The sequence below is a fragment of the Paracoccus sp. (in: a-proteobacteria) genome, from assembly GCF_047973135.1.
Taxonomy (GTDB): domain Bacteria; phylum Pseudomonadota; class Alphaproteobacteria; order Rhodobacterales; family Rhodobacteraceae; genus Paracoccus.
In genome coordinates this window covers 44,838-71,272 of record NZ_JBKEBL010000027.1, presented here as the reverse complement: position 1 = coordinate 71,272, position 26,435 = coordinate 44,838, and the positions used below count along the sequence as shown (strand labels likewise).

The following is a 26,435-nucleotide window of genomic DNA, read 5'->3' as shown; positions in this document are numbered from 1 at the left end:
ACGGCTTGTCGCATGTCCCCGGACGTGAGACAAATTCATAATCCTCAAGATAGTGTTGAGAAACATTCAAGATGCACCTCGAGCTTCGCCATTTGCGCAGCCTGCGCGCCATTCACGAACAGGGCGGTCTGGCCCGCGCCGCCGAGATCCTGAACATCACCCAATCCGCGCTGTCGCATCAGATCAAGGCGCTGGAGGAACAGGTCGGAGTGGATCTGTTCTTGCGCAAGACCAAGCCCTTGCGGCTGTCGGCCTCGGGGATGCGGCTGTTGCGCACGGCCGAGCAGGTCCTGCCCCTGATCGACGCCGCCGAGGCCGAGTTCCGCGCCGTCGAGCTGGGCCGCGCGGGCAGGCTGCATGTCGCGATGGAATGCCATCACTGCTATGACTGGCTTTTGCCGGTGCTCGATCAGTTCCGCCGCATCTGGCCCGAGGTCGATCTGGACATCCGGTCGAGCCTGTCGCTCAAGGCATTGCCCGCGCTGGTGCGCGGACAGGTCGATCTGGTCATCACCTCGGACCCCGAGGACATGGCCGGGGTGACCTATCAGCCGCTGTTCGACTATGCCCCGACCATGGTGGTTCCCGCCAGCCATCCGCTGGTCGCCAAGGGCTATGCCGAGCCGCAGGACCTGACCGGCGAAACGCTGATCACCTATCCGATGGACCGGGCGCGGCTGGATGTCTATTCGCAATTCCTCGACCCTGCCGGGATCGAACCCGCCCATCACCGTCAGGTCGAACAGACCGCCGTCACGCTGATGCTGGTGGCCTCGGGGCGCGGTGTCGCGGTCATGCCCGACTGGGTGCTGCGCGCCCATGCCGCCAATCCCGAGCTGGCGCTGCTGCCGCTGGGCCAGCGCGGCATGTTGCGCAGGCTCTATGCCGCCGTGCGCGAGGAGGATCTGGGGCAACCCTATATGGCCCATATCCTGCGCCTTGCCCGTACCGAGCCGGTGCGCATGATGCGCCCCCAGCCACAGGGCCGCAGCACATGACACCGGGACGCCGTGGTTTGACATTGCCCGGCAATCCCTTGAAAACTTTCCCCTGAGCAGGCGGCGGGAATTGTCATGAACGATCTTTCGAGCGATCCGGCCCTGATCGTCGAACAAAGCGGCGACCTGTTGCGGCTGGCGGGCGAGTTCACCGTCTGGACCCTGCCCGACCTGCCCGCCGGGGCCGCCAATGCCAGCCGCATCGAGCTGAGCGGGATCACCCGGCTGGACAGCGCGGGGGCATGGTATCTGGCCGGGCGGCGCGATGCCGGGGCCAGCATCCTTGGCCTCGACGCGACGCAGGCCCGCTTTCTGGAGGCCGTCGCCAAGGCCCGCCCGCAGCCCGAGACCCTGCCCCATGCCCCGACCGGCTGGCGCGCGCTATGCGAGGCGGTCGGGCGCGGCGTGGTGAACGGGCTGATCTTCATCCGCGAACTGGCCGAATATCTGGGCCGGTTTCTGGCCGCGCTTGGCCGGGCGATCCGCCACCCGTCACAGTTCCGGCTGACATCCTTTGTGCATCACTGTCAGGAAACCGGGCTGCGCGCGGTGCCCATCGTCGCGCTGATGTCATTCCTGATCGGGGTCGTGCTGGCCTATCAGGGGGCCGAGCAATTGCGCCAGTTCGGGGCCGAGGTCTTTGTCGTCGATCTGATCGCGATCTCGATCCTGCGCGAACTGGGCATCCTGCTGACCGCGATCATCGTCGCCGGGCGCACGGCATCGGCGCTGACCGCCGCCATCGGCTCGATGAAGATGCGCGAGGAAATCGACGCCATGCGCACGCTGGGCATGGACCCGGACATGGTGCTGATCCTGCCGCGCGTGCTGGCGCTGGTGGTGACGCTGCCGATCCTCGGGCTGATCGCCAATATCGCCGGGCTGGTCGGCGGAGCGATGATGACATGGGTCGAGCTGGGCCTGTCGCCCTCGCTGTTTCGCTATCGCCTCATTGCCGATACCAGCGTCGATCATGTCATCGTCGGTCTGGCCAAGGCTCCGGTCTTTGCGCTGGTGATCGGGGTGATCGGCTGCCATGCCGGGATGAAGGTCGGCAAGGACGCGGAATCGCTGGGCGCGGAAACCTCCAGCGCGGTGGTCAAGGCGATCTTTGCCGTGATCGTGCTGGATGCGCTGTTCTCGGTCTTTTTCGCAAAGGTCGGACTATGAGCGCGAATGTCGTCGAGGTGCGCGGGCTGTGCACCCGCTTTGGCCGCCATGTCGTGCATGACGGGCTGGATCTGGATCTGCGGCGCGGCGAGATTCTGGGCGTGGTCGGCGGCTCGGGCACCGGGAAATCGGTGCTGCTGCGCGCCATTGTCGGGCTGATCCGGCCTGCCGCGGGCAGCATCCGGGTGCTGGATCAGGATGTCATGGCGCTGTCCGGCACGGCGCGCGAGTCGCTGGAACGGCGCTGGGGCGTGATGTTTCAGGACGGCGCGCTGTTCTCGGCGCTGAGCGTTCAGGAAAATGTCAAGGTGCCGCTGCATGCCGTGCCCGGGCTGAGCGACAAGGACCGCGCCGCGCTGGCCCAGCTCAAGGTATCGATGGCAGGCCTGCCATGGATCGCGAACGAAAAATACCCGTCGGAACTGTCGGGCGGGATGCGCAAGCGCGCCGGGCTGGCGCGGGCGCTGTCGCTGGACCCCGAGATCGTCTTTCTGGACGAGCCGACCGCCGGGCTGGACCCGATCGGCGCGGATGCCTTCGACCGGCTGATCGTGGGGCTGCGCGATGCGCTGAATCTGTCGGTGTTTCTGGTCACCCATGACCTCGATACGCTGCATGCCTGTTGCGACCGGGTCGCCGTTCTGGCGGAAAAACGCGTTCTGGCCACGGGAAGCATGGCCGAAATGCTGCAAGTCGATCACCCTTGGGTGCGCGAATACTTCCACGGGCCACGCGCCCGCGCCGCCCTTGGCGCGAAGGAGTGAGATCATGGAAACCAGAGCCAATTTTATCCTGATCGGGGCCTTTACGATTGCGGGCTTTGTCGGGCTGCTGGGCTTTCTGATCTGGTTCGCCAAGATCGAAATGAACCGCCAGTTCGCCTATTACGACATATATTTCCCCGAGGTTTCGGGGCTGGGACAATCCTCGGATGTCGCTTTTGCCGGGCTGCTGGTCGGGCGGGTTCTGGACATGCAGCTGGTCGGCGGGTCGAGCGGCGCGGTGCGCGTGCGCATCGAGGTCGCCGAGGATACCCCGGTGCGCGTCGATTCCCGCGCCTCGATCGAGGTGCAGGGCGTGACCGGCTATTCCAATGTCTCGATCAGCCCCGGCTCGGCGGGCAGCGCGCTGCTGCGCGAGGTCAGTGCCGACGGCGTGCCGGTGATCACCGCGAACCGTTCGGCCTTGCAGACCCTGACCGATCAGGGGCCGGAAATGATTTCACGGCTCAATACCGTGGCCGAGCAGATGACCCGCCTTCTGGGCGAGGAAAACCAGACCCGCGTGCGCAATATCCTCGACAATGTGGAACGCTCCAGTGCCAATCTGGATCAGGCACTGGCCGATGTCTCCAGCGCCACCAGCTCGATCTCGGATGCGGCGGCGAATATTTCGTCATTCGGCGACAAGCTCGACGGCATCGGCAAGGCGGCGGAAAACACGATGGGCAATCTCGATGCCGCATTGGCGCGTTTCGGCGAAACCGCGGACAAGGCCGATGCGGCGCTGCAATCGGGCACCGCCACGCTGGACGAGATGCGCGATTACGTTTCGGGCGATCTGCGCGGCCTGACCAGAACGCTGGACGAAACCGCCAGCGGGCTGCGCAGCGACATTGCCGGGCTGACCCGGCGCGCGGGCACGACCATGGACGGGCTGGATGCCACGCTCGAAATCGGCAGCCGCACCCTGAGCGCGGCGGAACGCACATTCGAGGGCGCGGACCGCATGATCAATACCGAGGTCGGCCCCGTCGCCACCGATCTGCGCGCCACCCTTGCCCGCTTCAACGAGGCCATCGGCAGCGTCACCGAGGACATCCCCGAAATCACCGCCCGCCTGCGCAATGCCGCCGACAGTGCTGACAGCGCATTTTCCAGCCTTGAGGCGCTGCTGGACAGCGCCCGCGCCCCGGTGCAGGCTTTCACCAGCGAGGGACTGCCGCAATTCTCCAGTCTGGCCCGCGATCTGCGCGGGCTGGTGCAGAATGTGAACCGTCTGGTCGACGCGCTGCGGCGCAACCCCTCGCAGATCATCACCGGGCCGCGCACGCCCGAATTCCGCCGCTGAGAGTTGCCATGTCCCGAATCCTGCCCATGATCGCCCTGGCTCTGACCCCCGCCCTGTCGGGCTGCGCCGCCATCGCCAACCTGTCGGGCGGCGAAAGGCTGGACGTGTTCGAGCTGCGTCCCTTGCAGGAATCGCGCAAGAGCTGCGGGCGCGGGCGCGTCGCGCAGCTCATCATCGAAGAGCCGAAATCACGCGGCACGCTGAATACCGAACGCATCATGATCCGGCCCTCGGCGATCCAGACGCAATATCTGCCTGATGCGCAATGGGGTGATACGGTGCCGATCACCTTGCAGAACCTGCTGCTGCGCGGCTTTGCCAGCTATGACGTCTTCACCCATGTCGGGCGCGCGCCATTGGGTTCGGCGGGGGATTTCGCGCTGATCAGCGAAATCAACGATTTCAACGCCGAGGTAACCGAGGACGGCGCGCTGGTGCGGCTTTCGGTCGATGCCCAACTGATCCGCGAGATGGACGCCTCGGTCGCGGCGCGGGGGAATTTCGCGGTCACTCACCCCGCCGCCTCGACGCGCAATGCCGATCTGATCCCGGCATTCGACGCCGCCAGCCAGCAATTGCTGGCCGAGATGACCGATTGGGGGCTGCGCGGCGTCGGCGTCAATCCGGGCTCTTGCCGCTGACGGGCCGGTCGCAGCCCTGATCCTGATCAGGCTTGTGTGGTGATCTCGTAGGTGAAGGCCTTGGCATCCAGCTCATCGACGATGCGCCCGCCGATCGTCGCCTGCGGATACATCAGAAATGGCAGGACCCGGTCGCGGCCCGGCAGGTGCAGATCCTCGGCGGTGTTATAGGCGACCCAATTGCCTTCCCAATTGCCGAACAACGCCCCGTTCACCTGCTTGACCAGCGGATCGTTCGGGTCCCTGATCCATGTCTCGGTCTCGGCGCGCATGACTTTCAGGACATCCGCCGGGTCCATCGCCACCCAGCCATAGCCGGTCAGATAGACCTCGGCCCGGCAATGCTGTGCCCCGGTGATGGTCGCGCTGTTCGCGCCAAGCTGCTTGTAGCCAAAGGCCGAAGGTGCGACGCGCACCCCGAACACATCCCGCGCCGGCACGCCCGAGGCCCGCGCAAGACCCACGAACAGCCCGTTCAGATCGGCGCATTTGCCGCCCAGACCCGCCGTGGTCAGCGTCGCCACATTGTCGCCGGGACCACAGCCGGGGGTGTCCATGTTGCGGTAGCAATGTTCGACAATCCAATTATAGATCAGGCGGACGCGGTCGACATCGGTTTCAGCGCCCTTGGTGATCCTGGCCGCTGTCTCGGCCACAACGCCATCCAAAGGCTTGTAGCCGGACGGTTGCAACGCAGCCTTCAGGACCGCCGCATCCTCTTTGAAGGCGGATTCGCTGGTCCAGTCGATGATACGGTTGCGGGTCTCGACCGTGCTGACCAGTTCCAGATGCGGCGCGACGCCGTTTTCAAAGCTGGCATGCAGGAATTTCGTCCCGCCCGGATCTGTGACCAGCTCCGCCGAGGTCGCATTCCCGGTCCAGCTGTCGTCAAGGCTGCGCTGATAATCGGTGGCAAGCGAGGGCACCGGCAGCCAGATCTGCGCCGGGCCGCTGGCCTCAGGCAGGGTGACCACGGTGCGGGTCTGGAACCGGCGCCAGTCGCTGGCGGCGGGCGCATAGGCGCGATCACCCGCCATGGCCGGGCGCAGCAGCCCGCCCAGCATCGGGGCGACCCCGGCAAGCAGCGCGATTTTCAGGAGATCTCTGCGAGAATTCGAAACCATTGTGCCACCTCTTTCAGCTGTGAGCGGACAGGTTGAACATTGCATATTCCCGCAACAAACCTAACCGCCCCGCCGCAACCGATCAACGCCGGAGCGCGCGCGGATTGCGGTCAGAGGAAACTCTGCGGGTCGATATCGACCGACAGGCGCAAATTGGGCGGTGCCTTTGGCAGCAGGGCGAGCCAGCGCGAGATCGCTTGCTGAACCGGGGCCTGCCGCGCCGCCCGGATCAGCATCCGCACCCGGCAGCGCCCGCGCACCCGGGCAATGGGCGCAGGTGCCGGACCCCAGAGATCGGCACCGATGGCGCGCAAAGGCTCGGCCCGGCGCACCATCTCGCGGGCATAGTCATCGACCACGGCCAGATCGGGATGCGACAGGATCACCCCCGCCAACCGGCCAAAGGGCGGCATCCCGGCCATTTTCCGTCCCATCGCCTCGGCATCCCAGAAGTCTTCGTCCTGCCCCGACAGGATCGCGCGGATAACGGGATGCTCGGGCTGATAGGTCTGCAGCAGCGCAAGCCCGCGCGCCTCGCCGCCCTCGCGCCCGGCCCGGCCCGCGACCTGCCGCATCAGCTGGAAACTGCGCTCGGCGGCGCGCATATCCGCGCCCTGCAGACCCAGATCGGCGTCGATCACCCCGACCAGCGTCAGGCCGGGAAAATTGTGCCCCTTGGCCACGATCTGGGTGCCGATGATGATATCGGTCTGCCCTGCCCCGATCTGCGCAATGGCCTCTTTCAACGCGCGGGCGGAATGAAACAGATCCGAGGACAGCACGCTTGCCCTTGCCTCGGGGAAGCGTTCGGCGACCTCTTCGGCAAGGCGCTCGACGCCGGGGCCGATGGCAGCCATCCTGCCCTCGGTGCCGCAGCTTGGACAGGTCACCGGCACCGGCTTGGTTTCGCCGCATTGGTGGCAGACGAGGCGGTTCTGAAAGCGATGTTCGACCATGCGCGCGTCGCAATGATCGCATCCGACCTGCTGGCCGCAGGCCCGGCAGGTGGTGATCGGCGCATAGCCGCGGCGGTTCAGAAACAGCAGCGACTGCTCGCCGCGCGCGATCCGGGCATTGACCTCGGCGGCAAGGCGCGGGCTGATCCAGCGGCCCTTGTCCATCTCTTGCGCGCGCAGGTCGATGGCCCCCATCTCGGGCAGTTCGGCGGTGCCATAGCGCGACCGCAGATCAATGCGCGCATATTTCCCCGCCCCGGCATTCACCCATGTCTCCAGCGAGGGCGTGGCCGAGGCCAGCACCACCTGCGCCTTGCCGATGCTGGCGCGCAGCACGGCCATGTCGCGGGCGCTGTAGAACACCGCATCTTCCTGCTTGTAGCTGGAATCGTGCTCTTCATCGACGACGATCAGGCCCAGATCGGCAAAGGGCAGAAACAGCGCCGAACGCGCCCCCACGACCAGACCGACATTGTTCTGCGCCGCCATGGTCCAGAGCCGCCTGCGTTCGGTCCGGGTGATGCCGCTGTGCCATTCGCCCGGACGTTCCCCGAAACGCGCTTCGACCCGGTTGAGAAATTCCGAGGACAGCGCGATCTCGGGCAGCAGAACCAGCGCCTGCCGCCCCTGCCGCAGGCATTGCGCGACGGCCTCCAGATAGACCTCGGTCTTGCCCGAGCCGGTCACCCCGCGCAGCATCGTCGTGCCATAGCGCCGCCCGGCCAGCGCATCGCGCAACTGCTGCGCCGCCGCAGCCTGATCGGGGGCGAGCGGCTTGCCCGGCAGATCGGGATCGAGCCGGGGATAGGGCGTGTCGCGCGGGGCCAGCGTCTCGGCCAGCGTGCCGGCCTTGATCAGCCCCTGCACCACGCCGGTGCTGACACCGGCAAGCTGGGCCAGCTCGCCCGGCGCAAACCCTGCCCCGCCGTGATCCGCGATCACGCGCAGCACGGCGGCGCGGGCATCGGTCATGCGCTCGGGTTCCGGTCCGGCACGATGCAGGATGCGCCGCGCCGATGGCGGCTGGTCCAGATCCGGGGCTCGCGTCGCCATGCGCAACAGGGCAGGCAGGGGCGTCAGGGTATATTCCCCCATGCGGATCAGGAATTCGATCATCTCGGGGGCCAGTGGCGGCGCATCGACCAGCCGCGCGACGGGGCGCAGCCGGGACATGTCAAATTCGCCCGTGCCCGGCCCCCAGACCGCCCCCATCACCCGGCGCGGCCCCAGCGGCACGACAACCAGCTGTCCCAGCCGGGCACCGCCCTCGGGCGCGAGATAGTCGAGAACGCCCACGACCTCTTGCGTCAGCACCGCGATCCGCGCGCCATGGGGATAGAACAGGGGCCGCTCCATGGGATCAGGCGCGCGTGGTCTTGAAATATCGGGCGGTCACGTCGGTCTCCGGCGGGGCTGGCACGAGTGTGACACGTTGCGTCGATCGATCGCAACCCGCCCGCCCGCACTTCACCCGCGCCGGTTTATGCGCTAAACCCTGTGCAAATCCCGCAACAAGGGCATCTGCCATGAAATTCTTTGTCGATACTGCCGACACCGCTGCCATCCGTGAGCTCAACGACCTCGGAATGGTCGATGGCGTCACCACCAACCCCTCGCTGATCCTGAAATCGGGCCGCGATATCATCGAAGTGACCAAAGAGATCTGCGACATGGTCGCCGGTCCGGTCAGCGCCGAGGTCGTCGCCAAGGACGCCGCCGACATGATCCGCGAAGGCAAGCATCTGGCCCAGATCGCCCCGAATATCGCGGTCAAGGTGCCGCTGACCTGGGACGGGCTGAAAGCCTGTAAAGCCCTGTCGTCCGAGGGCCATATGGTCAACGTCACGCTGTGCTTCTCGTCGGCGCAGGCGATTCTGGCCGCGAAAGCCGGTGCGACCTTCATCAGCCCCTTCATCGGCCGTCTGGACGATATCAACCTCGACGGCATGCAGCTGATCGAGGACATCCGCACGATCTATGACAATTATGGCTTCAAGACCGAGATCCTCGCGGCCTCGATCCGTTCGGTGAACCACATCACCGACGCCGCCCGCGTCGGCGCCGATGTCATCACCGCGCCCCCCGCCGTCATCAAGGCAATGGCCAATCATGTGCTGACCGACAAGGGTCTGGCGCAGTTCGATGCCGACTGGGCCAAGACCGGGCAGAAGATCGGCTGATGAGCAAGGATCAGGCCGTCGATCTTCCCGAGGATCTGCGCGCCCGGCTTATGGCCCGGCCCGAGCTGATCCTTTCCGACCGCGACCTGATGCGCGCGCTGATCGGCGCGCGCGAAGCGGATTTCGGCGACAATGTCGTCGATATCCGTGGCCGGGCGATGGAGGCGATGGAAAGCCGCCTCGAACGGCTTGAAACCGCCCATGAAACAGTGATCTCGGCGGCCTATGACAACCAGTCGGGGATGAACACCATCCACCGCGCGGTGCTGTCGCTGCTCGAACCGATGGATTTCGACGGCTTTCTCGACAATCTCGACAGTTCTGTGGCGCCGATCCTGCGCGTCGAGACCCTGCGCCTGATCATGGACTCGGGTTCGGCCAATTCGACGCGCGAGACGGCGGGCCCGCTCAGCATCGTCCCCGCCGGCACGGTGGCGGAACTGATCTCGGGTGGCAGGCGCGCGCCGCGCGGCGACGATATCGTGCTGCGCCGCGCCGCCCAGCAATCCCAGCCCTATCACGGCGATGCCCGCGCGCCGATCCGCTCCGAGGCGCTGCTGCCCATCGACCTCGGCCCCGGCCGCTTTCCGGCGCTGCTGCTGATGGGCTCGGCCGATATCGGGCGCTTCAACCCGGCACATGGTACGGATCTGCTGCGCTTCTTCGGGCAGGCATTCCGGCTGGTGCTGATCTCCTGGCTGCGCGAATGACCGGCGCGGCCGCGCCGCTCGCACTGGCCCCGCTGATGGCCGAACAGCTCGCGCGCTGGCTCGACAGTGAGCGCGCGACACGCGACCGTTCGGACCACACGATCCGCGCCTATCAGGCCGACCTGCTGGCATTTCTCAGCTTTCTCGGCGGCTATCATGGCCGTGCCGCGGTCCCGGCCACGCTGGGCCAGCTCACGCAAAGCGACATGCGCGCCTTTGCCGCCGCCGAACGCGGGCGCGGTCTGGGCGCACGCTCGCTGGCGCGCAGGCTCTCGGCGGTGCGCAGCTTTATCCGCTGGATGTCGGACCGCCACGGCTTTGACGCGTCCAAGGCGCTGGCTTCGCGCGGGCCGAAATTCACCCGCTCGCTGCCCCGTCCGCTCGCCCCCGACGAGGCCCGCGACCTGCTCGACATCGCCGCCGAAACCCATCCCGAACCGTGGATCGCGGCCCGCGACGTTGCCGTGCTGACGCTGCTTTACGGCTGCGGGCTGCGCATCTCCGAGGCGCTGCAACTCGACGGCGCCGACCTGCCCCTGCGCGAGGCTCTGACCATACGCGGCAAGGGGCAAAAGGAACGGCAGGTCCCGGTCCTGCCCGTCGCCCGCGAGGCGGTGGCGGAATATCTCCGCCTCTGCCCCTTCCCGACCGAAGCCCAGGCCCCGCTGTTTCGCGGCGCGCGCGGGGGCCGGCTGAACGCCTCGGTCATGGGGCAGGCGATGCGGATCATGCGCCAGTCGCTGGGCCTGCCACCGACCGCGACACCCCATGCCCTGCGCCATTCCTTTGCCAGCCACCTGCTGGCCGCCGGGGGCGATCTGCGCACGATTCAGGAACTGCTCGGCCATGCCAGCCTGTCGACGACACAGGTCTATACCGGGATCGACGACGCCCGCCTGCTCGCCGTCTACCGCGCAGCCCATCCGCGCGGCTGAAATCGCCCGGCAGCGGCCGCTTCTGCGTTTTTCAAATACCCCTGCCACCGCGCCACCCGCACGGCCTTTACAGTCCCGCGCAGCCGGGCCAGTAATGCCGCGATGCTCGACCTCTCGCTTGATCTGATCCTTATGCTCGCCGCTGCGGCCTTCGCCGCGGGCTTCGTCGATTCCATCGCCGGAGGCGGGGGGCTGATCACCGTGCCCGTCCTGATGCTGGCGGGCCTGCCGCCGACACAGGCGCTGGCAACGAACAAGGTGCAGGGCATCTTCGGCGCGGCAACCGCCGCCATTTCCTATGCAAGGCGCGGGCTGGTCACCCCTTCGACCCAGATCCGCGAGGCGGCGGTGGCGCTTGTCGCGGGGTTTCTGGGCACGCTCTGCGTCACCTCGATCCCGACCGAGGCCCTGCGCTACCTGCTGCCGGTCCTGCTGATCGCCATTGCCCTGTTCTTTGCCTTCAAGCCCGGCCTCAACGATTTCGACCGGGCGCGGCGCATGTCGCCTGCCCTGTTCGCGATCAGCATCGTCCCCCTGATCGGCTTTTACGACGGGCTGATCGGACCCGGCACCGGGGCCTTCTTCATGCTGGGCTTCGTGACGCTGGCCGGATATGGCGTGCTCAAGGCCAATGCCCACACCAAACTGCTGAATTTCGCCTCCAATCTCGGCAGCCTCATCGCCTTTGCGGCAGTGGCCAAACCGCTCTGGCTGCTCGGCGCGGTGATGGCCGTGGCCCAGATCGCCGGGGCCATGCTGGGATCGCGCCTCGCCATGCGGGTCGGCGCCCGGGTGATCAAGCCGGTTCTGGTCATCACCTCCAGCCTGCTCGCATTACAGCTGCTGCGCCGCCTGTTCTGAGCGTCCGGTTTCGCGATTCGCGCGAAACCCGCCCAAACCGCGAATGGCAATCCATCGCACCGCATCGGACAAACGTGGCCCGGCGCTGCGCTGAAGCCGCCACAAGCCAGCCGCGCCCCATGACCCTCCGGGCAAAGATTCCGTTGTCAAAACAGTTATTTCCACTGACAATTGCGCGATTTCGGCCTTCAGGGCTTTTTCGCCACCCCTTTTTCGCACTATCCTGCGCCAAGATGCTTGAAAGCAGCACATTCATCGGCAACAAGCCCGGACAAACCGGACCATGGCAGGAGGCCAGAGCATGTTGAATTCCGCGTCGCGCGTTGCGGCGGTCCTCACCGCAATCGCAGTCGCCAATACCACCCCCGTCTTCGCGCAGGATTCAACCAAGGAGATCGGCCAGCAAGGTGACTGGACGTCGTTCTCGGCCAGCAGCCCGCGGGAATGCTGGGCCGTATCGGCGCCCAAATCCACCCGTAACACCGATTCGCAGGGCAATCCCAAAGAGGTGACGCGCGGCGATATCCGCCTTTATGTCGCCTATCGCCCCGGCCAGTCGGGCGAGGTTTCCTTTGCTGGCGGCTATCCTTTCGCCCCGGATTCGACGGTCGAGGTCAGCATCGGCGGTCAGGTCTTCACCCTCTTCACCGAGGGCGAAAGCGCATGGCCGGGCTCCAGCTCGGATGACAGCAAGCTGATCTCGGCCCTGCGCTCGGGTTCCAGCGCCATCGTCACCGGCCGCTCGGCGCGCGGCACCGTGACCAAGGACACGTTCAGCCTGTCGGGCATCACCGCGATGACCAATGCGGCCAAATCGGGCTGCCAGTAAGCGCCGATCCCGCATTGACGTGATGAATCTGTGAGACAGGGGCTTCGGCCCCTGTTTTCTTTTGGCCCCGATTAGCCTATATACACGCCTTCCCCCATTGCCGCCCGGATAGCCCAGCCATGACCGCCCCGATCACGCAGGACCTTTTGACCATTCCGCGCAAACTGCCGGAATCGGCGCTGACGAATATCGTCGGCCTGACCCGCGACCAGCTGCGCGACGCACTGATCGAGGCCGGGACGCCCGAAAAGCAGGCCAGAATGCGGGTCGGCCAGATCTGGCAATGGGTCTACCACTGGGGCGTGCGCGACTTCGCGCAAATGACCAACCTCGCCAAGGATTACCGCGCCTTCCTCGCCGAGCGGTTTGAAATCTCGGTCCCCGAGATCGTCACCCGTCAGGTCAGCGCCGACGGCACGCGCAAATACCTGCTGCGCATCGCCGGGGGGCATGAGGTCGAAACCGTCTATATCCCCGAGGAATCGCGCGGCACGCTGTGCATTTCCAGTCAAGTTGGTTGCACGCTGACCTGCTCCTTCTGCCACACCGGCACGCAAAAGCTGGTGCGCAACCTGACGGCCGGGGAAATCGTCGGGCAGGTCATGGTGGCACGCGACGATCTGGGCGAATGGCCGGTGCAGGGCGCACCCAAGGACGAGACGCGGCTGGTCAGCAACGTCGTGCTGATGGGCATGGGCGAACCGCTCTACAATTTCGACAATGTCCGCGACGCGATGAAGGTCGTGATGGATGGCGAGGGCATCAGCCTGTCGCGCCGCCGCATCACGCTGTCGACCTCCGGCATCGTCCCCGAGATCGCCAAGACCGCCGAGGAGATCGGCTGCCTTCTGGCCGTCAGCTTCCATGCCACCACCGACGAGACCCGCAATATGCTGGTTCCGGTGAACAAGAAATGGAACATCGAGACGCTTCTGAATGCGCTGCGCGAGTACCCGCGCCTGTCGAATTCCGAGCGCATCACCTTCGAATATGTCATGCTCGACGGCGTGAACGACAGTGACGCGGATGCCCGCCGTCTGGTCAAGCTGATCCGCGGCATCCCGGCCAAGATCAACCTGATCCCGTTCAACGAATGGCCCGGCGTCGCCTATAAGCGCTCCAGCTGGGAACGGATCGAGGCATTCGCCGATATCATCCACAAGGCGGGCTATGCCAGCCCGATCCGCACCCCGCGCGGCGAGGACATCATGGCCGCCTGCGGCCAGCTGAAGTCGGCCACCGAACGCGGTCGCAAATCCCGCGCCGAAATCGCTGCGGAGGCCCGCGCCTGAACGGCAAGCGCGGCGCTTCCGTCAAGCCTCGGCATGGGTATTTGAAAAACGAAGAAGCCGATCTTGGTGTCCTGCCCCGACGCCGGTCTTCTTCGTTTCATAAATACCCATGCGAGATTGCCGCTCTCGGCCAGCGCCGCCCTCTCTTCGCGAAGGCTTGACGGCAGCAAACTTGCCCTGAGCCGATCAGGGTCGTAGAAGCGGGACGACCAGAATGAGGCGCCAATGAGCAATCGCAAACCCGTCGTCCTTTGCATCCTTGATGGTTGGGGCATTTCCACCCGCCCCGAGCAAAGCGCGCCTGATCAGGCCAATACCCCGAATTTCGACCGGCTGATGCGCGACTGTCCGCATGGCACGCTGATCACCTTTGGTCCCGATGTCGGCCTGCCGCGTGGTCAGATGGGCAATTCCGAGGTCGGGCACACGAATATTGGCGCGGGTCGCGTCGTCGCCATGGATCTGGGCCAGATCGACCTTGCCATCGAAGATGGCAGCTTCTTTGCCAACCCCGAGATCCTCGCCTTTGCCGACAAGCTGAAAGCCAGCGGCGGCACAGCGCATCTGATGGGCGTCGTCTCGGATGGTGGCGTGCATGGCCATATCCAGCATGTTCTGGCGGCGGCGAAGGCCGTGGCCGACAAGGGCGTGCCGGTCGTCATCCATGCCATCACCGATGGCCGCGACGTTCCGCCGAAATCTGCAGATGGCTATGTCGCCACGCTGCTGAAAAAACTGCCCGCCGGGGTCTCAGTCGGCACGGTGATCGGGCGTTATTACGCCATGGACCGTGACAACCGCTGGGAACGCGTCAGCCACGCCTTTGCCGCGATGACCCGTGCCGAGGGGCTGCATGCTGCCGACGCGGCGCAGGCAGTTGAGGCTGCCTATGCCCGTGGCGAGACCGATGAGTTCATCGAACCGACCGTTCTGGACGGGTTCAAAGGGGCCAGGGATGGCGACGGCATCTTCTGCCTGAACTTCCGCGCCGACCGTGCGCGCGAGATCCTTGCCGCCCTCGGCCAGCCCGGTTTCGACGCCTTCGATACCGGCATGCGCCCGCAATGGGCCGCGCTCTTGGGCATGGTCGATTACTCGGCCAAACATGACGAATATATGCAGGCCGCCTATCCCAAGCGTCAGGTCCTCAACACTCTGGGCGCATGGGTCGCGGCCAAGGGACTCAGGCAATTCCGTCTCGCCGAGACCGAGAAATACCCCCATGTCACCTTCTTCCTGAACGGTGGTCGCGAGGCCCCCGAGCCGGGCGAGGACCGTTTCATGCCCGCCAGCCCCAAGGTCGCGACCTATGACCTCGCGCCGGAAATGGCCGCGCCCGAGGTCAGCGCCAAGCTGGTCGAGGCGATCGAAACGGGCTACGATCTGGTCGTGGTGAATTTCGCCAATCCCGACATGGTCGGCCATACCGGCAGCCTGCCCGCCGCCGTCCGCGCCGTCGAGGCCGTGGACAAGGGGCTGGGCATGATGCTGGACGCGCTGGAAAAAGCCGGAGGTGCTGCGGTCGTCATCGCCGATCACGGCAATTGCGAAACCATGATCGACCCCGAGACCGGCGGCCCGCACACCGCCCATACCGTCAATCCCGTCCCGGTCGTCGTCTTCGGTGCCCCCGAAGGGGCTGGCCTGACCGATGGCAGGCTGGCCGATGTCGCCCCCACCGTGCTCGATCTGATGGGCCTCGACCTGCCGCCCGAAATGACGGGCAGTTCGCTGATCCGGCGCGCATGAGGTTCGGCCCGTTCCTGTCGTCCCTTTGCCTTGCCGCGAGCCTTGCGACGACGGCCCCGGCACAGACCACGGCTGTGACGGATTCCGCCTTGGGCGAGGCCGCGCGCGAGGCGGCAGCCGCCGCCGAGATGCTGCGCGAGGCGACGGGGCAGTTGGACGAGGCGCTGACCAAGCAAGATCAGGTCGCCTCGCTGACGCAGATGATCCGCGCCTATGAAAAGGGGCTGTCGGCCCTGCGCGACGGGTTACGCCGGGCGGGTATCCGCGAACAGCAGATCCGCGCCGAATTCGACGCCCGCCGTGACAAGCTGGGCCGGGTCGTCGGCGTGATGACCGCCATGCAGCGTTCACCCGAGACCATGCTGCTTCTGCACCCTTCGGGGCCAGAAGCCTCGGCGCGGGCGGGCATGATCCTGTCCTCGGTCGCGCCCGGCCTGCAAGCCGAGGCCCAGATCATGCAATCCCGCCTTGCCGAGATCGCCACTGTCCGTGCCCTGCAGTTGAGCGCCGCCAATACGCTGGCGCAGGGGCTGGCGCAGGTGCAGGAAGCGCGCCAGCTGCTGGCCTCGGCGGTGACCGATCGCAGTTCGATGCCGGTGCGTTTCGGGCAGGACCCGGCCGAGCTGACCGCGCTGGTGAACTCGGCCGATACGCTCGACGCCTTTGCCGAGGGAATCGTCGGCATGGAAAAGGATATCGGCGCACCCATGTCTGATTTCGAGGGCGCGCAGGGCAGCCTGCCCTTGCCGGTCTTTGGCACGGTGCTGCGCGCCTATGGCGAAGCCGACGCGGCGGGGGTCAGGCGTCCCGGTCTGGTCATTGCCACCGGACCGGCGGCGCTGGTCACCACGCCAACGGCTGCGACAATTCGCTACCGCGGCCCGCTGCTTGATTACGGCAATGTGATGATCATCGAGCCCGCAAGGGGTTATTTGTTGATATTCGCCGGACTTGCGCAGGTCTTTGGCGAGGTGGGGGATGTCCTTGCCCCTGGCGAGCCGATCGGCCTGATGGGCGGGGCGGAACCCCCGGCTCAGGAGTTCGGCGCGGAATTCGTCGCCAATGCCGCCGTTGGCGGCGGTGCTGGACAGACCGAGACACTGTATGTTGAACTTCGCAAGGGCAAGGAAACTCTGGACCCGGCTGAATGGTTCGTGATGAATCCTATCATCGGCGAGGCCAGCCAGAGCACAATGGGCCAGAACACAACCGGGCAGGACGGAACGACCGAATGAAACACTATCTTCTGGCCGGCGTGGTCGGCACCCTGGCAGGCGCAGTTGTCGCCACCCAATTCGCGGGCCCCCTGGTCGCACAGGAGACCGGCAAAAATGCCTCGATCTACGAACAGCTCGACCTGTTCGGGAACGTGTTCGAGCGTGTGCGCGCCGATTATGTCGAGCAGGTCGATGACAAAACCCTGATCGAGGCTGCGATCAACGGCATGCTGACCTCGCTTGATCCGCACAGCTCGTTCCTGTCGGCCAAGGATTACGAGGATATGCAGACCCAGACCCGCGGCAGCTTTGGCGGTCTGGGCATCGAGGTCGGACAAGAGGACGGGCTGGTCAAGGTGATCTCGCCCATCGACGACACCCCCGCCGCCGAAGCAGGCGTCGAGGCGGGCGATTTCATCACCCATGTGAACGGCGAATCGCTGATGGGCCTGACGCTGGACGAGGCCGTCGAAAAGATGCGCGGCCCGGTCGGCTCGGAAATCAAGATCACCATCCTGCGCGAAGGCGAGACCGAGCCTTTCGATCTGACCATCGTGCGCGACACGATCAAGCTGACCGTCGTCAAGACCCGCGTCGAGGGCCATTCCGTCGTGCTGCGCGTCTCGACCTTCAATGACGAGACCATGGACACGCTGAAATCCGAGATGGAAAAGGCGGTCAAGGATGCCGGCGGCATCGACAAGATCACCGGCTTTGTCCTTGACCTGCGCAACAATCCGGGCGGGTTGCTCAATCAGGCGATCGAGGTGTCAGACGCCTTCCTCGACAAGGGTGAAATCGTCTCGACCCGTGGCCGCAAGGCCGAGGAAAGCGAGCGCTGGAACGCCCGCATGGGCGATCTGGCCGAGGGCAAGCCCATCGTCGTGCTGATCAATGGCGGTTCGGCCAGTGCCTCCGAGATCGTGACCGGCGCCCTGCAGGATCACCGCCGCGCCATCGTCGTGGGCACCAAATCCTTTGGCAAGGGTTCGGTCCAGACGGTGATGCCGGTCACCGCCGACAGCGCCATCCGCCTGACCACGGCGCGTTATTACACGCCGTCCGGGCGCTCGATCCAGTCGCTGGGCATCCAGCCCGACATCATCGTCGAACAGCCCCGCCCCAAGACCGCCGAAGAGGAAGAAGAGGACAAGCCGCGTACCGAATCCAGGTTCCTGAGTTCCGAAGCCGATCTGCGCGGCGCGCTGAACAACGATTCCATCACCGACGAGGAACGCAAGCAGATCGAGGCCGAGGCCGAGCAGGTCGAGGCCACCGCCAAGCTGCGCGAAGAGGATTATCAACTGGCCTATGCCGTCGATATCCTGAAAGGGCTGGTGGCGATGGATTACAATGCCCGCGAGGTATCCGAGGCAGCCAAGCCCGCCAATACCGGCGAGGCTTCAGGTCAGGGCGCGCGGACGGAATGAACGCGCCGCTTGGCCCTTCGGGTCTGCCCTATCGCCCCTGCGCGGGGGTCGTGCTGATCAACCCGCAAGGGCTTGTCTTTGCCGGGCAACGCATCGACCGGCCCAGGGACGCGCCGCCTGCCTGGCAGATGCCGCAGGGCGGGATCGACACGGGGGAAACCCCGCGCGAGGCCGCATTGCGCGAGTTGGTCGAGGAAACCGGCGTCGCGGCTGGTCTGGTCGATGTGCTGGCCGAAACCTCCGGCTGGGTGACCTATGATCTGCCGCCCGAATTGCTGGGCAAGGTCTGGAAGGGCAAATATGGCGGGCAGAAACAGAAATGGTTCGCCATGCGCTTTCTGGGCAAGGACAGCGCGGTGCAGATCGCGACCGAGCATCCCGAATTCGACCGCTGGCAATGGATGCGCGCCACCGATCTGATCGACGGCATCGTACCCTTCAAGCGCGCGGTCTATACGCAGGTGCTGCGCGAGTTTCGGGACGTTCTGGCCTAGATACGGCACGGTCTGGCCCGATGATCCGGGCGGTATGGATATTTGGATGAAGAAGAAAGACGGGGGCGGCGCATCGGGCCGCCCCTGTTCGCGTTCAGCCGCGCAGCAGCGCCAGCAGGCGGGTATCGGCATAGCCGTCGGGCGTCACCCCGCGCGTGCGCTGATAGGCCTTGATCGCATCCGAGGTCTTGCTGCCGATCTTGCCGTCCACGCCGCCCGTATCGAAACCGCGCGCATTCAGCTGGCGCTGGATTTCCGTTTTCTCACTGCTGGAAAGCGCACGATCGCCGCGCGGCCAACTGCCGCGAATGCCCGAGCGGCCGGCGATGGCCTCGCCCAGATAGGCGACCCCCAGCGCATAGCTGTCCGAAGTGTTGTATTTCAGGATGGCGCGGAAGTTTTCCGTGATCAGGAAGGCCGGGCCGCGCGCGCCCGCTGGCAGCAGGATCGAACCCGAAGGCACCGCCGTGCCGTTCATCGTGCGCACGCCCATTCCCGCCCATTGGCTGCCCGAACGGCTGACGGATTTGCCCGTCTGATTATAGTCGAAGCCTTGTGGCAGCACGACCTCGGTCCCCCAGCTCTGGCCGGGGCGCCATCCCATCTGGCGCAGATATGAGGCCGTCGAGGCCAGCGCGTCGGTCGGATCGTTCGACCAGATGTCGCGCCGTCCGTCGCCGTTGAAATCAACCGCATGGCTGAGGAAGGATGATGGCATGAACTGCGTATGCCCCATGGCGCCGGCCCAGCTGCCGACCAGATGGGCGCTGTCCACATCGCCTGCCTGGATGATCCGCAGGGCGGCGACCAACTCGCCAGCAAAGAATTCGCCCCGCCGTCCATCATAGGCCAACGTTGCCAGCGCCGGTACGATCTGCGTGCTGCCACGATTGGCGCCGTAATTGGATTCCATGCCCCAAACGGCCAGCACCACCTCGCGCGGGACGCCATAACGCGCCTCAATGGCCGACAGCGTACTGGCATGGCGCCCGGCCATGGCCCGGCCTGTCGTAATGCGCGAGCCGCCGACCGCGCCATCCAGATATTCCCAGATCTGCCTGGAAAATTCGCTTTGCCGTCCGTCCAAGGCCACAATGCCGGGCTGATAATGCGCACCGGCCATGGCGCTGTCGAAAACGCCCGGTGAAACCCCCGCCGCCAGCGCGCGGGGGCGAAAGGCCATGACCCAGTTGCGGAAACCCGTCTCGCTGCCGTAACCGTTCGCTGTGGGCAGACCGCCGAACTGACCGCCGATCACCGCACCCGGCGTCTGGCTGAGCGAGACGCCGCAGCTGGAAAGCGTGCCGATCAGCAGGGCCGTCAGCGCGATACGGGGAATGCGTCTGGTCATGTCTGTGCCTGTCCGTTTCATTATCTGCCCAAGTTTTGCAGGCACTCTAGCCCAGCCCGGTCCGGCTGGATAGGGGCGGATCAACCCTGCCCTTCGTCGAAAAGCGGCTCGATCTGGGCCACAATCACGGCGTTCTCGGCCAGCGCGCGATCCATCAGGGCGCGTTCCTCATCAGGGATGTCATGGCCCTCGGCCAGGCGCTCGCCGATGGTGCCGTGGCTGGTGACCTCGATGGGGGCAAGATCGGCCTGTTTCAGGATGGCGACGGTTTCGCGCACGGCCTCACCCTCATCCTTGCCCGAGGCATAACAGACCAGCGCCGCGCCGCTTGCGCCCCTGGGCAACCCGTCATCGGCTGCGCGACCGACCTGAACCAGAAGCGTATAGACCTGCTCTGCCATGGCTTTCCCTTTTCCGCGATCTGGGGTCATATCGCCCGAAACGCATGGAGGTGACAATGAGCAAGAGCTTGCACCGCGTCGAGGCCGCGCTTGAGGCCGCCGGCCTGAATATCGAAATTCGCGAAACCGACGACAGCGCGCGCACGGCAGAGGGCGCGGCGGCGGCAGTCGGCTGCGAGATCGACCAGATCGCCAAGTCGATCATCTTTCGCGGCGAGGTATCGGGCCATGTCGTGCTGTTTCTGACCGCAGGCGGCAATCGCGTCGATCCCGCCAAGGCGACCGCGGTGGCGGGCCAACCGCTTGGCAAGGCCGATGCCGACCTGATCCGGGCCGAGACCGGCTTTGCCATCGGCGGCGTGGCCCCCATCGGGCATCTGCGCCGGATCGAGGCTTATGTGGACCCCCGGCTGATGGAATTCGACACGGTCTGGGCCGCCGCCGGCACGCCGCGCCATGTCTTTGCAATTACGCCGGCCGATCTGGTCCGCATCACGTCTGCGCGACAAGCCGATTTCACCGTCTGAATAGCGCTGTCCGAATTCCACCGTCCGGCACAATGAAAAAGGGCGAAAGCCCCGCCCCATTGCCTTTTCCGCATGGCCGTGCCGTCAGGTCACCGCCCGGTACAGCCAGATCAGCACCACCGCGCCGAACAGTCCCGCCACGCCCTGCGCCACCCAGCTGCCGGCCTGTGCGCTTAGTCCGACAAGACCCAGCAGCGCATTGCCGACCACCGCACCGATAATGCCCAGGATCACGTTCAGGATGATCCCGGTATCGGCCTTCATGATGCTGCTGGCGATCCAGCCCGCCAAGCCGCCGACGATGATCGCGGCCAGCCATCCCAAACCCTGCATGCGAAACTCCGTTGCCTGTTCCCTTGTGAGATGGCAACGCGCAGGTCCGGCCAAGGTTCACGCTGGTCCTGCGAATTTTCTTGCCGATCGGCAGATCAGTCGCGCAAAAGCTCGTTGATCGAGGTTTTCGACCGCGTCTGCGCATCCACGCGCTTGACGATCACCGCGCAATACAGGCTGACGCCGTTTCTCGACGGCATCGAACCGGCCACGACCACCGATCCCGCAGGAACCTCGCCATACATGACCTGCCCGGTTTCGCGGTCCACGATCTTTGTGGACTGCCCAATGAACACGCCCATGCCAAGCACGCTGCCCTCGCGGATGATACAGCCCTCGACCACCTCGGAGCGCGCGCCGATGAAGCAGTCATCCTCGATGATCGTCGGGCCGGCCTGCAAGGGTTCCAGCACGCCGCCGATGCCGACACCGCCCGACAGGTGTACATTCTTGCCGATCTGCGCGCAGGATCCGACCGTGGCCCAGGTGTCAACCATCGTGCCCTCGCCCACATGCGCGCCGAGGTTCACGAAGGACGGCATCAGCACCGCCCCCGGCGCGACATAGGCCGAGCGGCGGACGATGGCACCCGGCACGGCGCGGAACCCCGCCGCGCGCCACTGATTGTCGCCCCAGCCGACGAATTTGCTGGGCACCTTGTCCCACCAGTTGCCGCCCTGCGGTCCGCCCGGCATTTCCTCCATGTCGTTCAGGCGAAAGGACAGCAGCACGGCCTTTTTGGCCCATTGGTTCACATGCCAGTCCGCGCCGCGCCGCTCGGCCACGCGCAGCGCGCCGGTATCCATGCGGTTCAGCGTCTCGTCCACGGCCTCGCGGACCTCGCCTCTGGTGGCGCTGCTGATGTCGGCGCGGTTCTCCCACGCGGTTTCGATGGCATGTTCCAGAGCTTTGGTCATCCTGGCCTCTTTTTCAATCGTTGCGGTCCGGGTGGAAACTGTCGTCACGCCGCTATAAGCCTGACGGGCAGTCCGCGCAATCCGCGCCCAGACCCGAGGCCCGCATGACCGACCCCACCGACCGCGCCTATTCCTTTCCCCATAGCGGCGAGGACGCCACGCGCGCCGACCAGTCCCCGGATACCCCGCAGACCCGCGCCCCGGCCTATCGCCTGGCCTTCACGGACCGCGATTTCCTGCTGCGCCCGGAACTGCGCCCGGTACGGCTGCAACTGGAGCTGCTGAAGCCGCAGCTTGTGATGGACGAACGCGGGATCGAATCGACGGTGGTGATGTTCGGCGGTGCGCGCATCCTTGCGCCGGAACGGGCAAGCGAGGCACGCACACCGGTTCTGGCCGAATTGTCGCATTACTACGAAGAGGCGCGGCGCTTTGCCTTTCTGATGACGGAACGCAGCCTGAAAACCTATGGCCGCGAATATGTCATCTGCACAGGGGGTGGCCCCGGCGTGATGGAGGCGGGCAATCTGGGTGCCGATCAGGCGGGCGGGCAATCCATCGGTCTGGGAATCGTGCTGGAACATGAACAGGCACCAAACGCCTATGTGACGCCGGATCTGTGCTTCAATTTCCACTATTTCGCGATCCGCAAGATGCATTTCCTGATGCGGGCGCGGGCCGTGACGATCTTTCCGGGTGGCCTTGGCACCTTGGACGAACTGTTCGAGACCCTTACCCTTGTGCAGACCGGACGCATGACCCGAATCCCGATCCTGCTGTTCGGACGCGACTTCTGGGACAAGGTGATCGACTGGGAGGCTCTGGCGCTGGCCGGAACCATCAGTGACAGCGATCTGGACCTGTTCCGATATGTCGAGACCGCAGATGAGGCGGTCGAGGCCATCGACACATGGAAGGCCCCCCGCGACTGATCCCCGATTCCGCATGATCGCAGGCAGAACCCGGCACAGGGTTTGCCTGCGCCGCAGCCATATCAGGCCGGAACCCGGTTTTCACCGCGCCCCTGGCCTTGGGCCGGTCGCGATCATCGACAGGGGGGGGATTGGTAGCGGAGGAGGGATTTGAACCCCCGACACAAGGATTATGAGTCCTCTGCTCTAACCAACTGAGCTACTCCGCCAGAGAGTGTGGGCGATTTACGTGGTGGCGCGGGGGGCGTCAAGCGATTTTCTTGGGCTTTTTTCGTGACCTTTCATGGGACAGCCTCCCATCGACGGATATTCCGCCAAATCCGCGACCGGTTGCCCCGCGCAAACGGGCCGCGCCAATCCCCAGCGCGGCCCGTCGCGATGTCATCGGCCCATCAGCGCGGGCAGCAGGGTCGCGATCTGCGGGAAGATCAGCACAGCCACCAGCAGCGCCAGCATGGCCACCACGAAGGGCGCGACGCCGCGGAAGATGGTCCAGATGCTGACATCTTCGGTCGCGGCCTTCACCACAAAGACGTTGATCCCCACCGGTGGCGTGATCAGGCCCAGTTCGACCGCGATCACCGCGACGATGCCGAACCAGATCATGTCCACACCCATCGGTTTCAGGATCGCAGCGATGACCGGCACGGTCAGGGTCAGCATCGCCAGACTGTCGAAGACGCAGCCCATCAGCAGATACATCACCACGATGCACAGCACGATCTGGGTGCCCGAGATTTCCAGCCCGGTCAGGATCGCGCTCATTTCGCGCGTGAAGCCCGCAAGGTTCACGAAATTCGAAAAGATCAGTGCGCCGATGGCCACGACAAAGATCATGCCGGTGGTGATGCCGGTCTCGACCAGACTTTCCCACAGGCTCCGGGGGGTCAGCCGGCCGCGCATCACGGCAAACAGCGCTGCCGTTACAACGCCGATCCCCGCCGCCTCGGTCGCGGTAAAGATGCCCAGATAGATGCCGCCGATAATCACGACAAAGATGACCACGATCCCCCAGACGCGGGCCAGAAGGCCCATTCGCGCGCGCCACGGCACCTTGTCGGCACGCGGGCCGGCAGCGGGGTTGCGCATGGTCGTCACGCCGATGGCCAGGAAGAACAGCATCGTCAGCAGCAGCCCCGGCAGGATACCGGCGATGAACAGCTTGGCGATGTCGGTTTCCGACAGCAGGCCATACAGCACCATCGGCACGGATGGCGGGATCAGGATCCCCAGCGTGCCGCCCGCCGCGATAGAGCCGGTGGAAAGCGCGTCGTCATAACCAAAGCGCCGCATCGAGGGCATTGCCACCCGCGACACCGTCGCCGCCGTCGCGATGGACGATCCGCAAACCGCCGCAAAGCCCGCGCAGGCTGCGATGGTGCCCATCGCCAGCCCGCCACGCCTGTGACCCAGAAACGCATTGGCCGCGTCATACAGATCCTGACTAAGCTGGCTGCGATGGATAAAGGCTCCCATCAGCACGAACAGCGGAATCACTGTCAGCGCATAGGATGTGGCCACATCGAACATCTGCTGCCCGGCCATGGCATAGGCAGCATTGAAGGCGCGGGCGTTGATCTCGAACCCGGCATCGCCCCACGAGAACAGGGCCTGATTGACCATATCTGCGCGGGCCCAGGCAAAGCCGATGACCCCGACCGCGATCAGCGACAGGCCAAGCGGCACGCCAAGAAAGGCCATCGCCAGAAGGACGGCAAAACCGATCAGGGACAGGGTCATCCGATTTCCTCACCATGATGTGATGGCGCGACCTCGCGCCCGGTTACGGCCTGCACGATCAGCGACACCGAGGCCGCGACCGCCAGCCATGCCAGAACCGTCATGATCCAGGCGATCGGTGCCAGTGGCATCCCCAGCGATCCCGACAGCGCGCGGCCCTTTTGCAGATGCCCCGCCTGAATCCCCATGCGCCATGCCAGAAAGGCCAGCACGATGGTGGAAAGGATCAGGACAATGACGCGATGCACCTTGCGCGGGCGGCCACGCAGCCTGCCGGTGAACAGGTCGATGGTCAGATGCGCATCGGCGCGCGTCGCCAGAGGCAACGCGGCGAACACGGACAGCGCCATCAGGTACTGCACCATTTCATAGCCGCCATGCAGCGGGGCGCTCAGGAAATAGCGCCCCACGACGTCGATAGCGGTGATGATGGCCATGGCCAGCAGAAACAGGGCCATGACCGCCTCAAGCAGTTTTTCGACCCCAAACCAGATACGTCCGATCATTGCCGGATCGCCTCAGTTGCCGGCGGCCACCTGGGCCACCTGTTCCCGATAGAAATCAAGCGCGGCCTTGCCATCGACGCCCGCAGTATCTGCCGCATCGGTCCAGGTTTGATAGATGGGTTGCCATGCCTCGTATAGCTGGGTCAGCATCTCGTCGGATGCCGGGGTGACGGTGACGCCGTCAGCCTCGATCCGGTCGCGGGCTTCGGCCATCAGCGCATCCGATTCGGACATGCGTCGCGCCAGCGCCTCGCCTGAAACCTTGTGGATCGCCTCCTGATCCTCGGGCGAGATGGTGCCCCAGATGTCGCTGCTGACATAAAAGGCAAAGGCCGGTGCGTACAGGCCGTTGGGCATCTCGGTCACGGATTTGGTGAATTGCTTGACGTTGAAATTCTCGACCGAGGGATAGTTGATGCAGCAATAGGCATCGACCACCCCGCCCGAGATTACCTCGTACATGCGCACGGCCGGACCGGGCGAAACGACCGCACCCAGTTCGGACAGCGCGCGGGCGGAATATCCGGGCAGGCTCCAGAATTTCGCCCCCTTGAAATCCGAGATACTGGTGAAACTGCGGTTGGTCATCGAATAAAAGCTGCCCGTCGGCACTGACAGCAGGCCCAGAAGTTCCACCCCCTCAAGCTTATCAGCTTCGGTGAAATACTCTTGATAGGTGCGCCAATAGGCGACCGAGGCCGATTCCGCGCTGGCGTTCAGGCCAGGCAGCATCGCGATCTGCAACAACGGATTCGACCCCTCCAGAAAACCCGTCATGATATAACCGCCATCGGCGATGCCCTGCTGCACCATGGTCAGCAACTCTGGCGGCGGAGCCAGCGACGCCTCGGGGATTTCGAAATTCACGCGGCCTTCGGTGACGGTTTCGATCTCGTCCAGCCAGGGCCTGATGACTTGCGTATACAACGTGTCGTTCGGCCCGATGAAATTGTTGAACAGGATCGTGGTTTCCGCCGAGGCACCAACAGGCAATGCCAGAAACGCAGACATGGCCAATCCGCGAAGGTAATTCATGTTCTCTCCCCCAATCTTGTCGTGGCCCCTAACCGCC

General features: G+C 65.1%; 26 protein-coding genes and 1 tRNA gene. 17 read left to right on the top strand and 10 right to left on the bottom strand.

The genetic code is table 11. From position 1 onward, the window contains the following. Nucleotides 1-71 precede the first annotated feature (71 nt). The 5 genes from ACK5L9_RS02105 to ACK5L9_RS02085 all read left to right on the top strand — a co-directional run bounded on the left by ACK5L9_RS02105 (nucleotide 72) and on the right by ACK5L9_RS02085 (nucleotide 4,879). The gene (locus ACK5L9_RS02105; RefSeq protein WP_416909795.1) at nucleotides 72-998 is read left to right on the top strand and encodes a LysR family transcriptional regulator; all 927 of its coding nucleotides are present in this window, start codon (nucleotides 72-74) and stop codon (nucleotides 996-998) included. Nucleotides 999-1,073: 75 nt separating this feature from the next. Further along, nucleotides 1,074-2,168, top strand: coding sequence for an MlaE family ABC transporter permease (locus ACK5L9_RS02100; RefSeq protein WP_416909794.1), 1,095 nt, complete (start codon nucleotides 1,074-1,076; stop codon nucleotides 2,166-2,168). Then, nucleotides 2,165-2,932, top strand: coding sequence for an ABC transporter ATP-binding protein (locus tag ACK5L9_RS02095; protein WP_416909793.1), 768 nt, complete (start codon nucleotides 2,165-2,167; stop codon nucleotides 2,930-2,932). Before ACK5L9_RS02100 ends, ACK5L9_RS02095 begins: the two co-directional genes overlap by 4 nt. Before the next feature lie 4 nt (nucleotides 2,933-2,936). Next, on the top strand, nucleotides 2,937-4,238 hold the full coding sequence (locus ACK5L9_RS02090) for an MlaD family protein (protein WP_416909792.1): 1,302 nt from the start codon (nucleotides 2,937-2,939) through the stop codon (nucleotides 4,236-4,238). Nucleotides 4,239-4,246: 8 nt separating this feature from the next. After that, nucleotides 4,247-4,879: an ABC-type transport auxiliary lipoprotein family protein gene (locus ACK5L9_RS02085; RefSeq protein ID WP_416909791.1), complete on the top strand. Its 633-nt coding sequence runs from the start codon at nucleotides 4,247-4,249 to the stop codon at nucleotides 4,877-4,879. Nucleotides 4,880-4,905: 26 nt separating this feature from the next. On the opposite strand, the gene ACK5L9_RS02080 is transcribed toward ACK5L9_RS02085, so the two are convergent. Then, nucleotides 4,906-6,003, bottom strand: coding sequence for a transglutaminase-like domain-containing protein (locus ACK5L9_RS02080; RefSeq protein WP_416909790.1), 1,098 nt, complete (start codon nucleotides 6,001-6,003; stop codon nucleotides 4,906-4,908). A 110-nt stretch (nucleotides 6,004-6,113) separates the two neighbouring features. Next, nucleotides 6,114-8,315 carry a primosomal protein N' gene (locus tag ACK5L9_RS02075; RefSeq protein ID WP_416909789.1) on the bottom strand — a complete coding sequence of 734 codons (2,202 nt, stop codon included), beginning with the start codon at nucleotides 8,313-8,315 and terminating at the stop codon, nucleotides 6,114-6,116. A 170-nt stretch (nucleotides 8,316-8,485) separates the two neighbouring features. Between ACK5L9_RS02075 and fsa the strand changes: the two genes are divergently transcribed. From fsa to ACK5L9_RS02025, 10 genes are all read left to right on the top strand, one after another. Further along, complete coding sequence (gene fsa, locus ACK5L9_RS02070) at nucleotides 8,486-9,139, top strand: fructose-6-phosphate aldolase (RefSeq protein WP_416909788.1); 654 nt, start codon at nucleotides 8,486-8,488, stop codon at nucleotides 9,137-9,139. After that, complete coding sequence (locus ACK5L9_RS02065; protein ID WP_416909787.1) at nucleotides 9,139-9,849, top strand: DUF484 family protein; 711 nt, start codon at nucleotides 9,139-9,141, stop codon at nucleotides 9,847-9,849. The genes fsa and ACK5L9_RS02065 overlap by 1 nt, the downstream gene beginning before the upstream one ends. After that, nucleotides 9,846-10,784, top strand: a complete 939-nt coding sequence (locus ACK5L9_RS02060; RefSeq protein ID WP_416909786.1) for a tyrosine recombinase XerC — start codon at nucleotides 9,846-9,848, stop codon at nucleotides 10,782-10,784. The genes ACK5L9_RS02065 and ACK5L9_RS02060 overlap by 4 nt, the downstream gene beginning before the upstream one ends. A gap of 102 nt (nucleotides 10,785-10,886) precedes the next feature. Further along, on the top strand, nucleotides 10,887-11,645 hold the full coding sequence (locus tag ACK5L9_RS02055; RefSeq protein ID WP_416909785.1) for a TSUP family transporter: 759 nt from the start codon (nucleotides 10,887-10,889) through the stop codon (nucleotides 11,643-11,645). 301 nt (nucleotides 11,646-11,946) lie between these two features. Continuing rightward, a complete protein-coding gene (locus tag ACK5L9_RS02050) occupies nucleotides 11,947-12,474 on the top strand; it encodes a hypothetical protein (protein WP_416909784.1) in 528 nt (175 codons plus the stop codon). A gap of 119 nt (nucleotides 12,475-12,593) precedes the next feature. Beyond that, nucleotides 12,594-13,766 (top strand): 23S rRNA (adenine(2503)-C(2))-methyltransferase RlmN, encoded by a 1,173-nt coding sequence (gene rlmN / locus ACK5L9_RS02045; RefSeq protein ID WP_416909783.1) that lies wholly within the window; start codon nucleotides 12,594-12,596, stop codon nucleotides 13,764-13,766. Nucleotides 13,767-13,991: 225 nt separating this feature from the next. Next, the gene (gpmI, locus tag ACK5L9_RS02040; RefSeq protein ID WP_416909782.1) at nucleotides 13,992-15,515 is read left to right on the top strand and encodes a 2,3-bisphosphoglycerate-independent phosphoglycerate mutase; all 1,524 of its coding nucleotides are present in this window, start codon (nucleotides 13,992-13,994) and stop codon (nucleotides 15,513-15,515) included. Beyond that, complete coding sequence (locus tag ACK5L9_RS02035) at nucleotides 15,512-16,750, top strand: murein hydrolase activator EnvC family protein (protein WP_416909781.1); 1,239 nt, start codon at nucleotides 15,512-15,514, stop codon at nucleotides 16,748-16,750. The genes gpmI and ACK5L9_RS02035 overlap by 4 nt, the downstream gene beginning before the upstream one ends. Then, the gene (locus ACK5L9_RS02030) at nucleotides 16,747-18,162 is read left to right on the top strand and encodes a S41 family peptidase (protein ID WP_416909780.1); all 1,416 of its coding nucleotides are present in this window, start codon (nucleotides 16,747-16,749) and stop codon (nucleotides 18,160-18,162) included. The genes ACK5L9_RS02035 and ACK5L9_RS02030 overlap by 4 nt, the downstream gene beginning before the upstream one ends. Then, nucleotides 18,159-18,656 carry an RNA pyrophosphohydrolase gene (locus ACK5L9_RS02025; RefSeq protein WP_416909779.1) on the top strand — a complete coding sequence of 166 codons (498 nt, stop codon included), beginning with the start codon at nucleotides 18,159-18,161 and terminating at the stop codon, nucleotides 18,654-18,656. Before ACK5L9_RS02030 ends, ACK5L9_RS02025 begins: the two co-directional genes overlap by 4 nt. A gap of 94 nt (nucleotides 18,657-18,750) precedes the next feature. On the opposite strand, the gene ACK5L9_RS02020 is transcribed toward ACK5L9_RS02025, so the two are convergent. Together ACK5L9_RS02020 and ACK5L9_RS02015 are read right to left on the bottom strand one after the other, a co-directional pair. Continuing rightward, complete coding sequence (locus ACK5L9_RS02020) at nucleotides 18,751-20,007, bottom strand: lytic murein transglycosylase (RefSeq protein WP_416909778.1); 1,257 nt, start codon at nucleotides 20,005-20,007, stop codon at nucleotides 18,751-18,753. 80 nt (nucleotides 20,008-20,087) lie between these two features. Further along, nucleotides 20,088-20,408: a hypothetical protein gene (locus tag ACK5L9_RS02015; RefSeq protein ID WP_416909777.1), complete on the bottom strand. Its 321-nt coding sequence runs from the start codon at nucleotides 20,406-20,408 to the stop codon at nucleotides 20,088-20,090. Between the two features lie 56 nt (nucleotides 20,409-20,464). Here ACK5L9_RS02015 and ACK5L9_RS02010 point away from each other — a divergent pair, with 56 nt between their 5' ends. Continuing rightward, a complete protein-coding gene (locus ACK5L9_RS02010) occupies nucleotides 20,465-20,935 on the top strand; it encodes a YbaK/EbsC family protein (protein WP_416909776.1) in 471 nt (156 codons plus the stop codon). 84 nt (nucleotides 20,936-21,019) lie between these two features. Here the strand turns inward: ACK5L9_RS02010 and ACK5L9_RS02005 are convergent, their stop codons facing one another. After that, a complete protein-coding gene (locus ACK5L9_RS02005; RefSeq protein WP_416909775.1) occupies nucleotides 21,020-21,268 on the bottom strand; it encodes a GlsB/YeaQ/YmgE family stress response membrane protein in 249 nt (82 codons plus the stop codon). Between the two features lie 95 nt (nucleotides 21,269-21,363). After that, complete coding sequence (gene dapD, locus ACK5L9_RS02000) at nucleotides 21,364-22,185, bottom strand: 2,3,4,5-tetrahydropyridine-2,6-dicarboxylate N-succinyltransferase (RefSeq protein ID WP_416909774.1); 822 nt, start codon at nucleotides 22,183-22,185, stop codon at nucleotides 21,364-21,366. 104 nt (nucleotides 22,186-22,289) lie between these two features. Here dapD and ACK5L9_RS01995 point away from each other — a divergent pair, with 104 nt between their 5' ends. Further along, nucleotides 22,290-23,117, top strand: coding sequence for an LOG family protein (locus ACK5L9_RS01995; RefSeq protein ID WP_416909773.1), 828 nt, complete (start codon nucleotides 22,290-22,292; stop codon nucleotides 23,115-23,117). A 132-nt stretch (nucleotides 23,118-23,249) separates the two neighbouring features. Here the strand turns inward: ACK5L9_RS01995 and ACK5L9_RS01990 are convergent. The 4 genes from ACK5L9_RS01990 to dctP form a co-directional block, all read right to left on the bottom strand. After that, nucleotides 23,250-23,326 (bottom strand) — tRNA-Met (locus ACK5L9_RS01990). Between the two features lie 172 nt (nucleotides 23,327-23,498). Then, nucleotides 23,499-24,857 carry a TRAP transporter large permease gene (locus ACK5L9_RS01985; protein WP_416909772.1) on the bottom strand — a complete coding sequence of 453 codons (1,359 nt, stop codon included), beginning with the start codon at nucleotides 24,855-24,857 and terminating at the stop codon, nucleotides 23,499-23,501. Continuing rightward, a complete protein-coding gene (locus tag ACK5L9_RS01980; protein WP_416909771.1) occupies nucleotides 24,854-25,363 on the bottom strand; it encodes a TRAP transporter small permease in 510 nt (169 codons plus the stop codon). Before ACK5L9_RS01980 ends, ACK5L9_RS01985 begins: the two co-directional genes overlap by 4 nt. A gap of 12 nt (nucleotides 25,364-25,375) precedes the next feature. Further along, nucleotides 25,376-26,398 carry a TRAP transporter substrate-binding protein DctP gene (gene dctP / locus ACK5L9_RS01975; protein ID WP_416909770.1) on the bottom strand — a complete coding sequence of 341 codons (1,023 nt, stop codon included), beginning with the start codon at nucleotides 26,396-26,398 and terminating at the stop codon, nucleotides 25,376-25,378. Nucleotides 26,399-26,435 lie beyond the last annotated feature (37 nt).

What these genes read in the sequence shown, in the direction of transcription:
- ACK5L9_RS02105 (WP_416909795.1), top strand. Translation starts at nt 72, where the DNA reads ATGCACCTCGAGCTTCGCCATTTGCGCAGCCTGCGCGCCATTCACGAA.
- ACK5L9_RS02100 (WP_416909794.1), top strand. Translation starts at nt 1,074, where the DNA reads ATGAACGATCTTTCGAGCGATCCGGCCCTGATCGTCGAACAAAGCGGC.
- ACK5L9_RS02095 (WP_416909793.1), top strand. Translation starts at nt 2,165, where the DNA reads ATGAGCGCGAATGTCGTCGAGGTGCGCGGGCTGTGCACCCGCTTTGGC.
- ACK5L9_RS02090 (WP_416909792.1), top strand. Translation starts at nt 2,937, where the DNA reads ATGGAAACCAGAGCCAATTTTATCCTGATCGGGGCCTTTACGATTGCG.
- ACK5L9_RS02085 (WP_416909791.1), top strand. Translation starts at nt 4,247, where the DNA reads ATGTCCCGAATCCTGCCCATGATCGCCCTGGCTCTGACCCCCGCCCTG.
- ACK5L9_RS02080 (WP_416909790.1), bottom strand. Translation starts at nt 6,003, where the DNA reads ATGGTTTCGAATTCTCGCAGAGATCTCCTGAAAATCGCGCTGCTTGCC.
- ACK5L9_RS02075 (WP_416909789.1), bottom strand. Translation starts at nt 8,315, where the DNA reads ATGGAGCGGCCCCTGTTCTATCCCCATGGCGCGCGGATCGCGGTGCTG.
- fsa (WP_416909788.1), top strand. Translation starts at nt 8,486, where the DNA reads ATGAAATTCTTTGTCGATACTGCCGACACCGCTGCCATCCGTGAGCTC.
- ACK5L9_RS02065 (WP_416909787.1), top strand. Translation starts at nt 9,139, where the DNA reads ATGAGCAAGGATCAGGCCGTCGATCTTCCCGAGGATCTGCGCGCCCGG.
- ACK5L9_RS02060 (WP_416909786.1), top strand. Translation starts at nt 9,846, where the DNA reads ATGACCGGCGCGGCCGCGCCGCTCGCACTGGCCCCGCTGATGGCCGAA.
- ACK5L9_RS02055 (WP_416909785.1), top strand. Translation starts at nt 10,887, where the DNA reads ATGCTCGACCTCTCGCTTGATCTGATCCTTATGCTCGCCGCTGCGGCC.
- ACK5L9_RS02050 (WP_416909784.1), top strand. Translation starts at nt 11,947, where the DNA reads ATGTTGAATTCCGCGTCGCGCGTTGCGGCGGTCCTCACCGCAATCGCA.
- rlmN (WP_416909783.1), top strand. Translation starts at nt 12,594, where the DNA reads ATGACCGCCCCGATCACGCAGGACCTTTTGACCATTCCGCGCAAACTG.
- gpmI (WP_416909782.1), top strand. Translation starts at nt 13,992, where the DNA reads ATGAGCAATCGCAAACCCGTCGTCCTTTGCATCCTTGATGGTTGGGGC.
- ACK5L9_RS02035 (WP_416909781.1), top strand. Translation starts at nt 15,512, where the DNA reads ATGAGGTTCGGCCCGTTCCTGTCGTCCCTTTGCCTTGCCGCGAGCCTT.
- ACK5L9_RS02030 (WP_416909780.1), top strand. Translation starts at nt 16,747, where the DNA reads ATGAAACACTATCTTCTGGCCGGCGTGGTCGGCACCCTGGCAGGCGCA.
- ACK5L9_RS02025 (WP_416909779.1), top strand. Translation starts at nt 18,159, where the DNA reads ATGAACGCGCCGCTTGGCCCTTCGGGTCTGCCCTATCGCCCCTGCGCG.
- ACK5L9_RS02020 (WP_416909778.1), bottom strand. Translation starts at nt 20,007, where the DNA reads ATGACCAGACGCATTCCCCGTATCGCGCTGACGGCCCTGCTGATCGGC.
- ACK5L9_RS02015 (WP_416909777.1), bottom strand. Translation starts at nt 20,408, where the DNA reads ATGGCAGAGCAGGTCTATACGCTTCTGGTTCAGGTCGGTCGCGCAGCC.
- ACK5L9_RS02010 (WP_416909776.1), top strand. Translation starts at nt 20,465, where the DNA reads ATGAGCAAGAGCTTGCACCGCGTCGAGGCCGCGCTTGAGGCCGCCGGC.
- ACK5L9_RS02005 (WP_416909775.1), bottom strand. Translation starts at nt 21,268, where the DNA reads ATGCAGGGTTTGGGATGGCTGGCCGCGATCATCGTCGGCGGCTTGGCG.
- dapD (WP_416909774.1), bottom strand. Translation starts at nt 22,185, where the DNA reads ATGACCAAAGCTCTGGAACATGCCATCGAAACCGCGTGGGAGAACCGC.
- ACK5L9_RS01995 (WP_416909773.1), top strand. Translation starts at nt 22,290, where the DNA reads ATGACCGACCCCACCGACCGCGCCTATTCCTTTCCCCATAGCGGCGAG.
- ACK5L9_RS01985 (WP_416909772.1), bottom strand. Translation starts at nt 24,857, where the DNA reads ATGACCCTGTCCCTGATCGGTTTTGCCGTCCTTCTGGCGATGGCCTTT.
- ACK5L9_RS01980 (WP_416909771.1), bottom strand. Translation starts at nt 25,363, where the DNA reads ATGATCGGACGTATCTGGTTTGGGGTCGAAAAACTGCTTGAGGCGGTC.
- dctP (WP_416909770.1), bottom strand. Translation starts at nt 26,398, where the DNA reads ATGAATTACCTTCGCGGATTGGCCATGTCTGCGTTTCTGGCATTGCCT.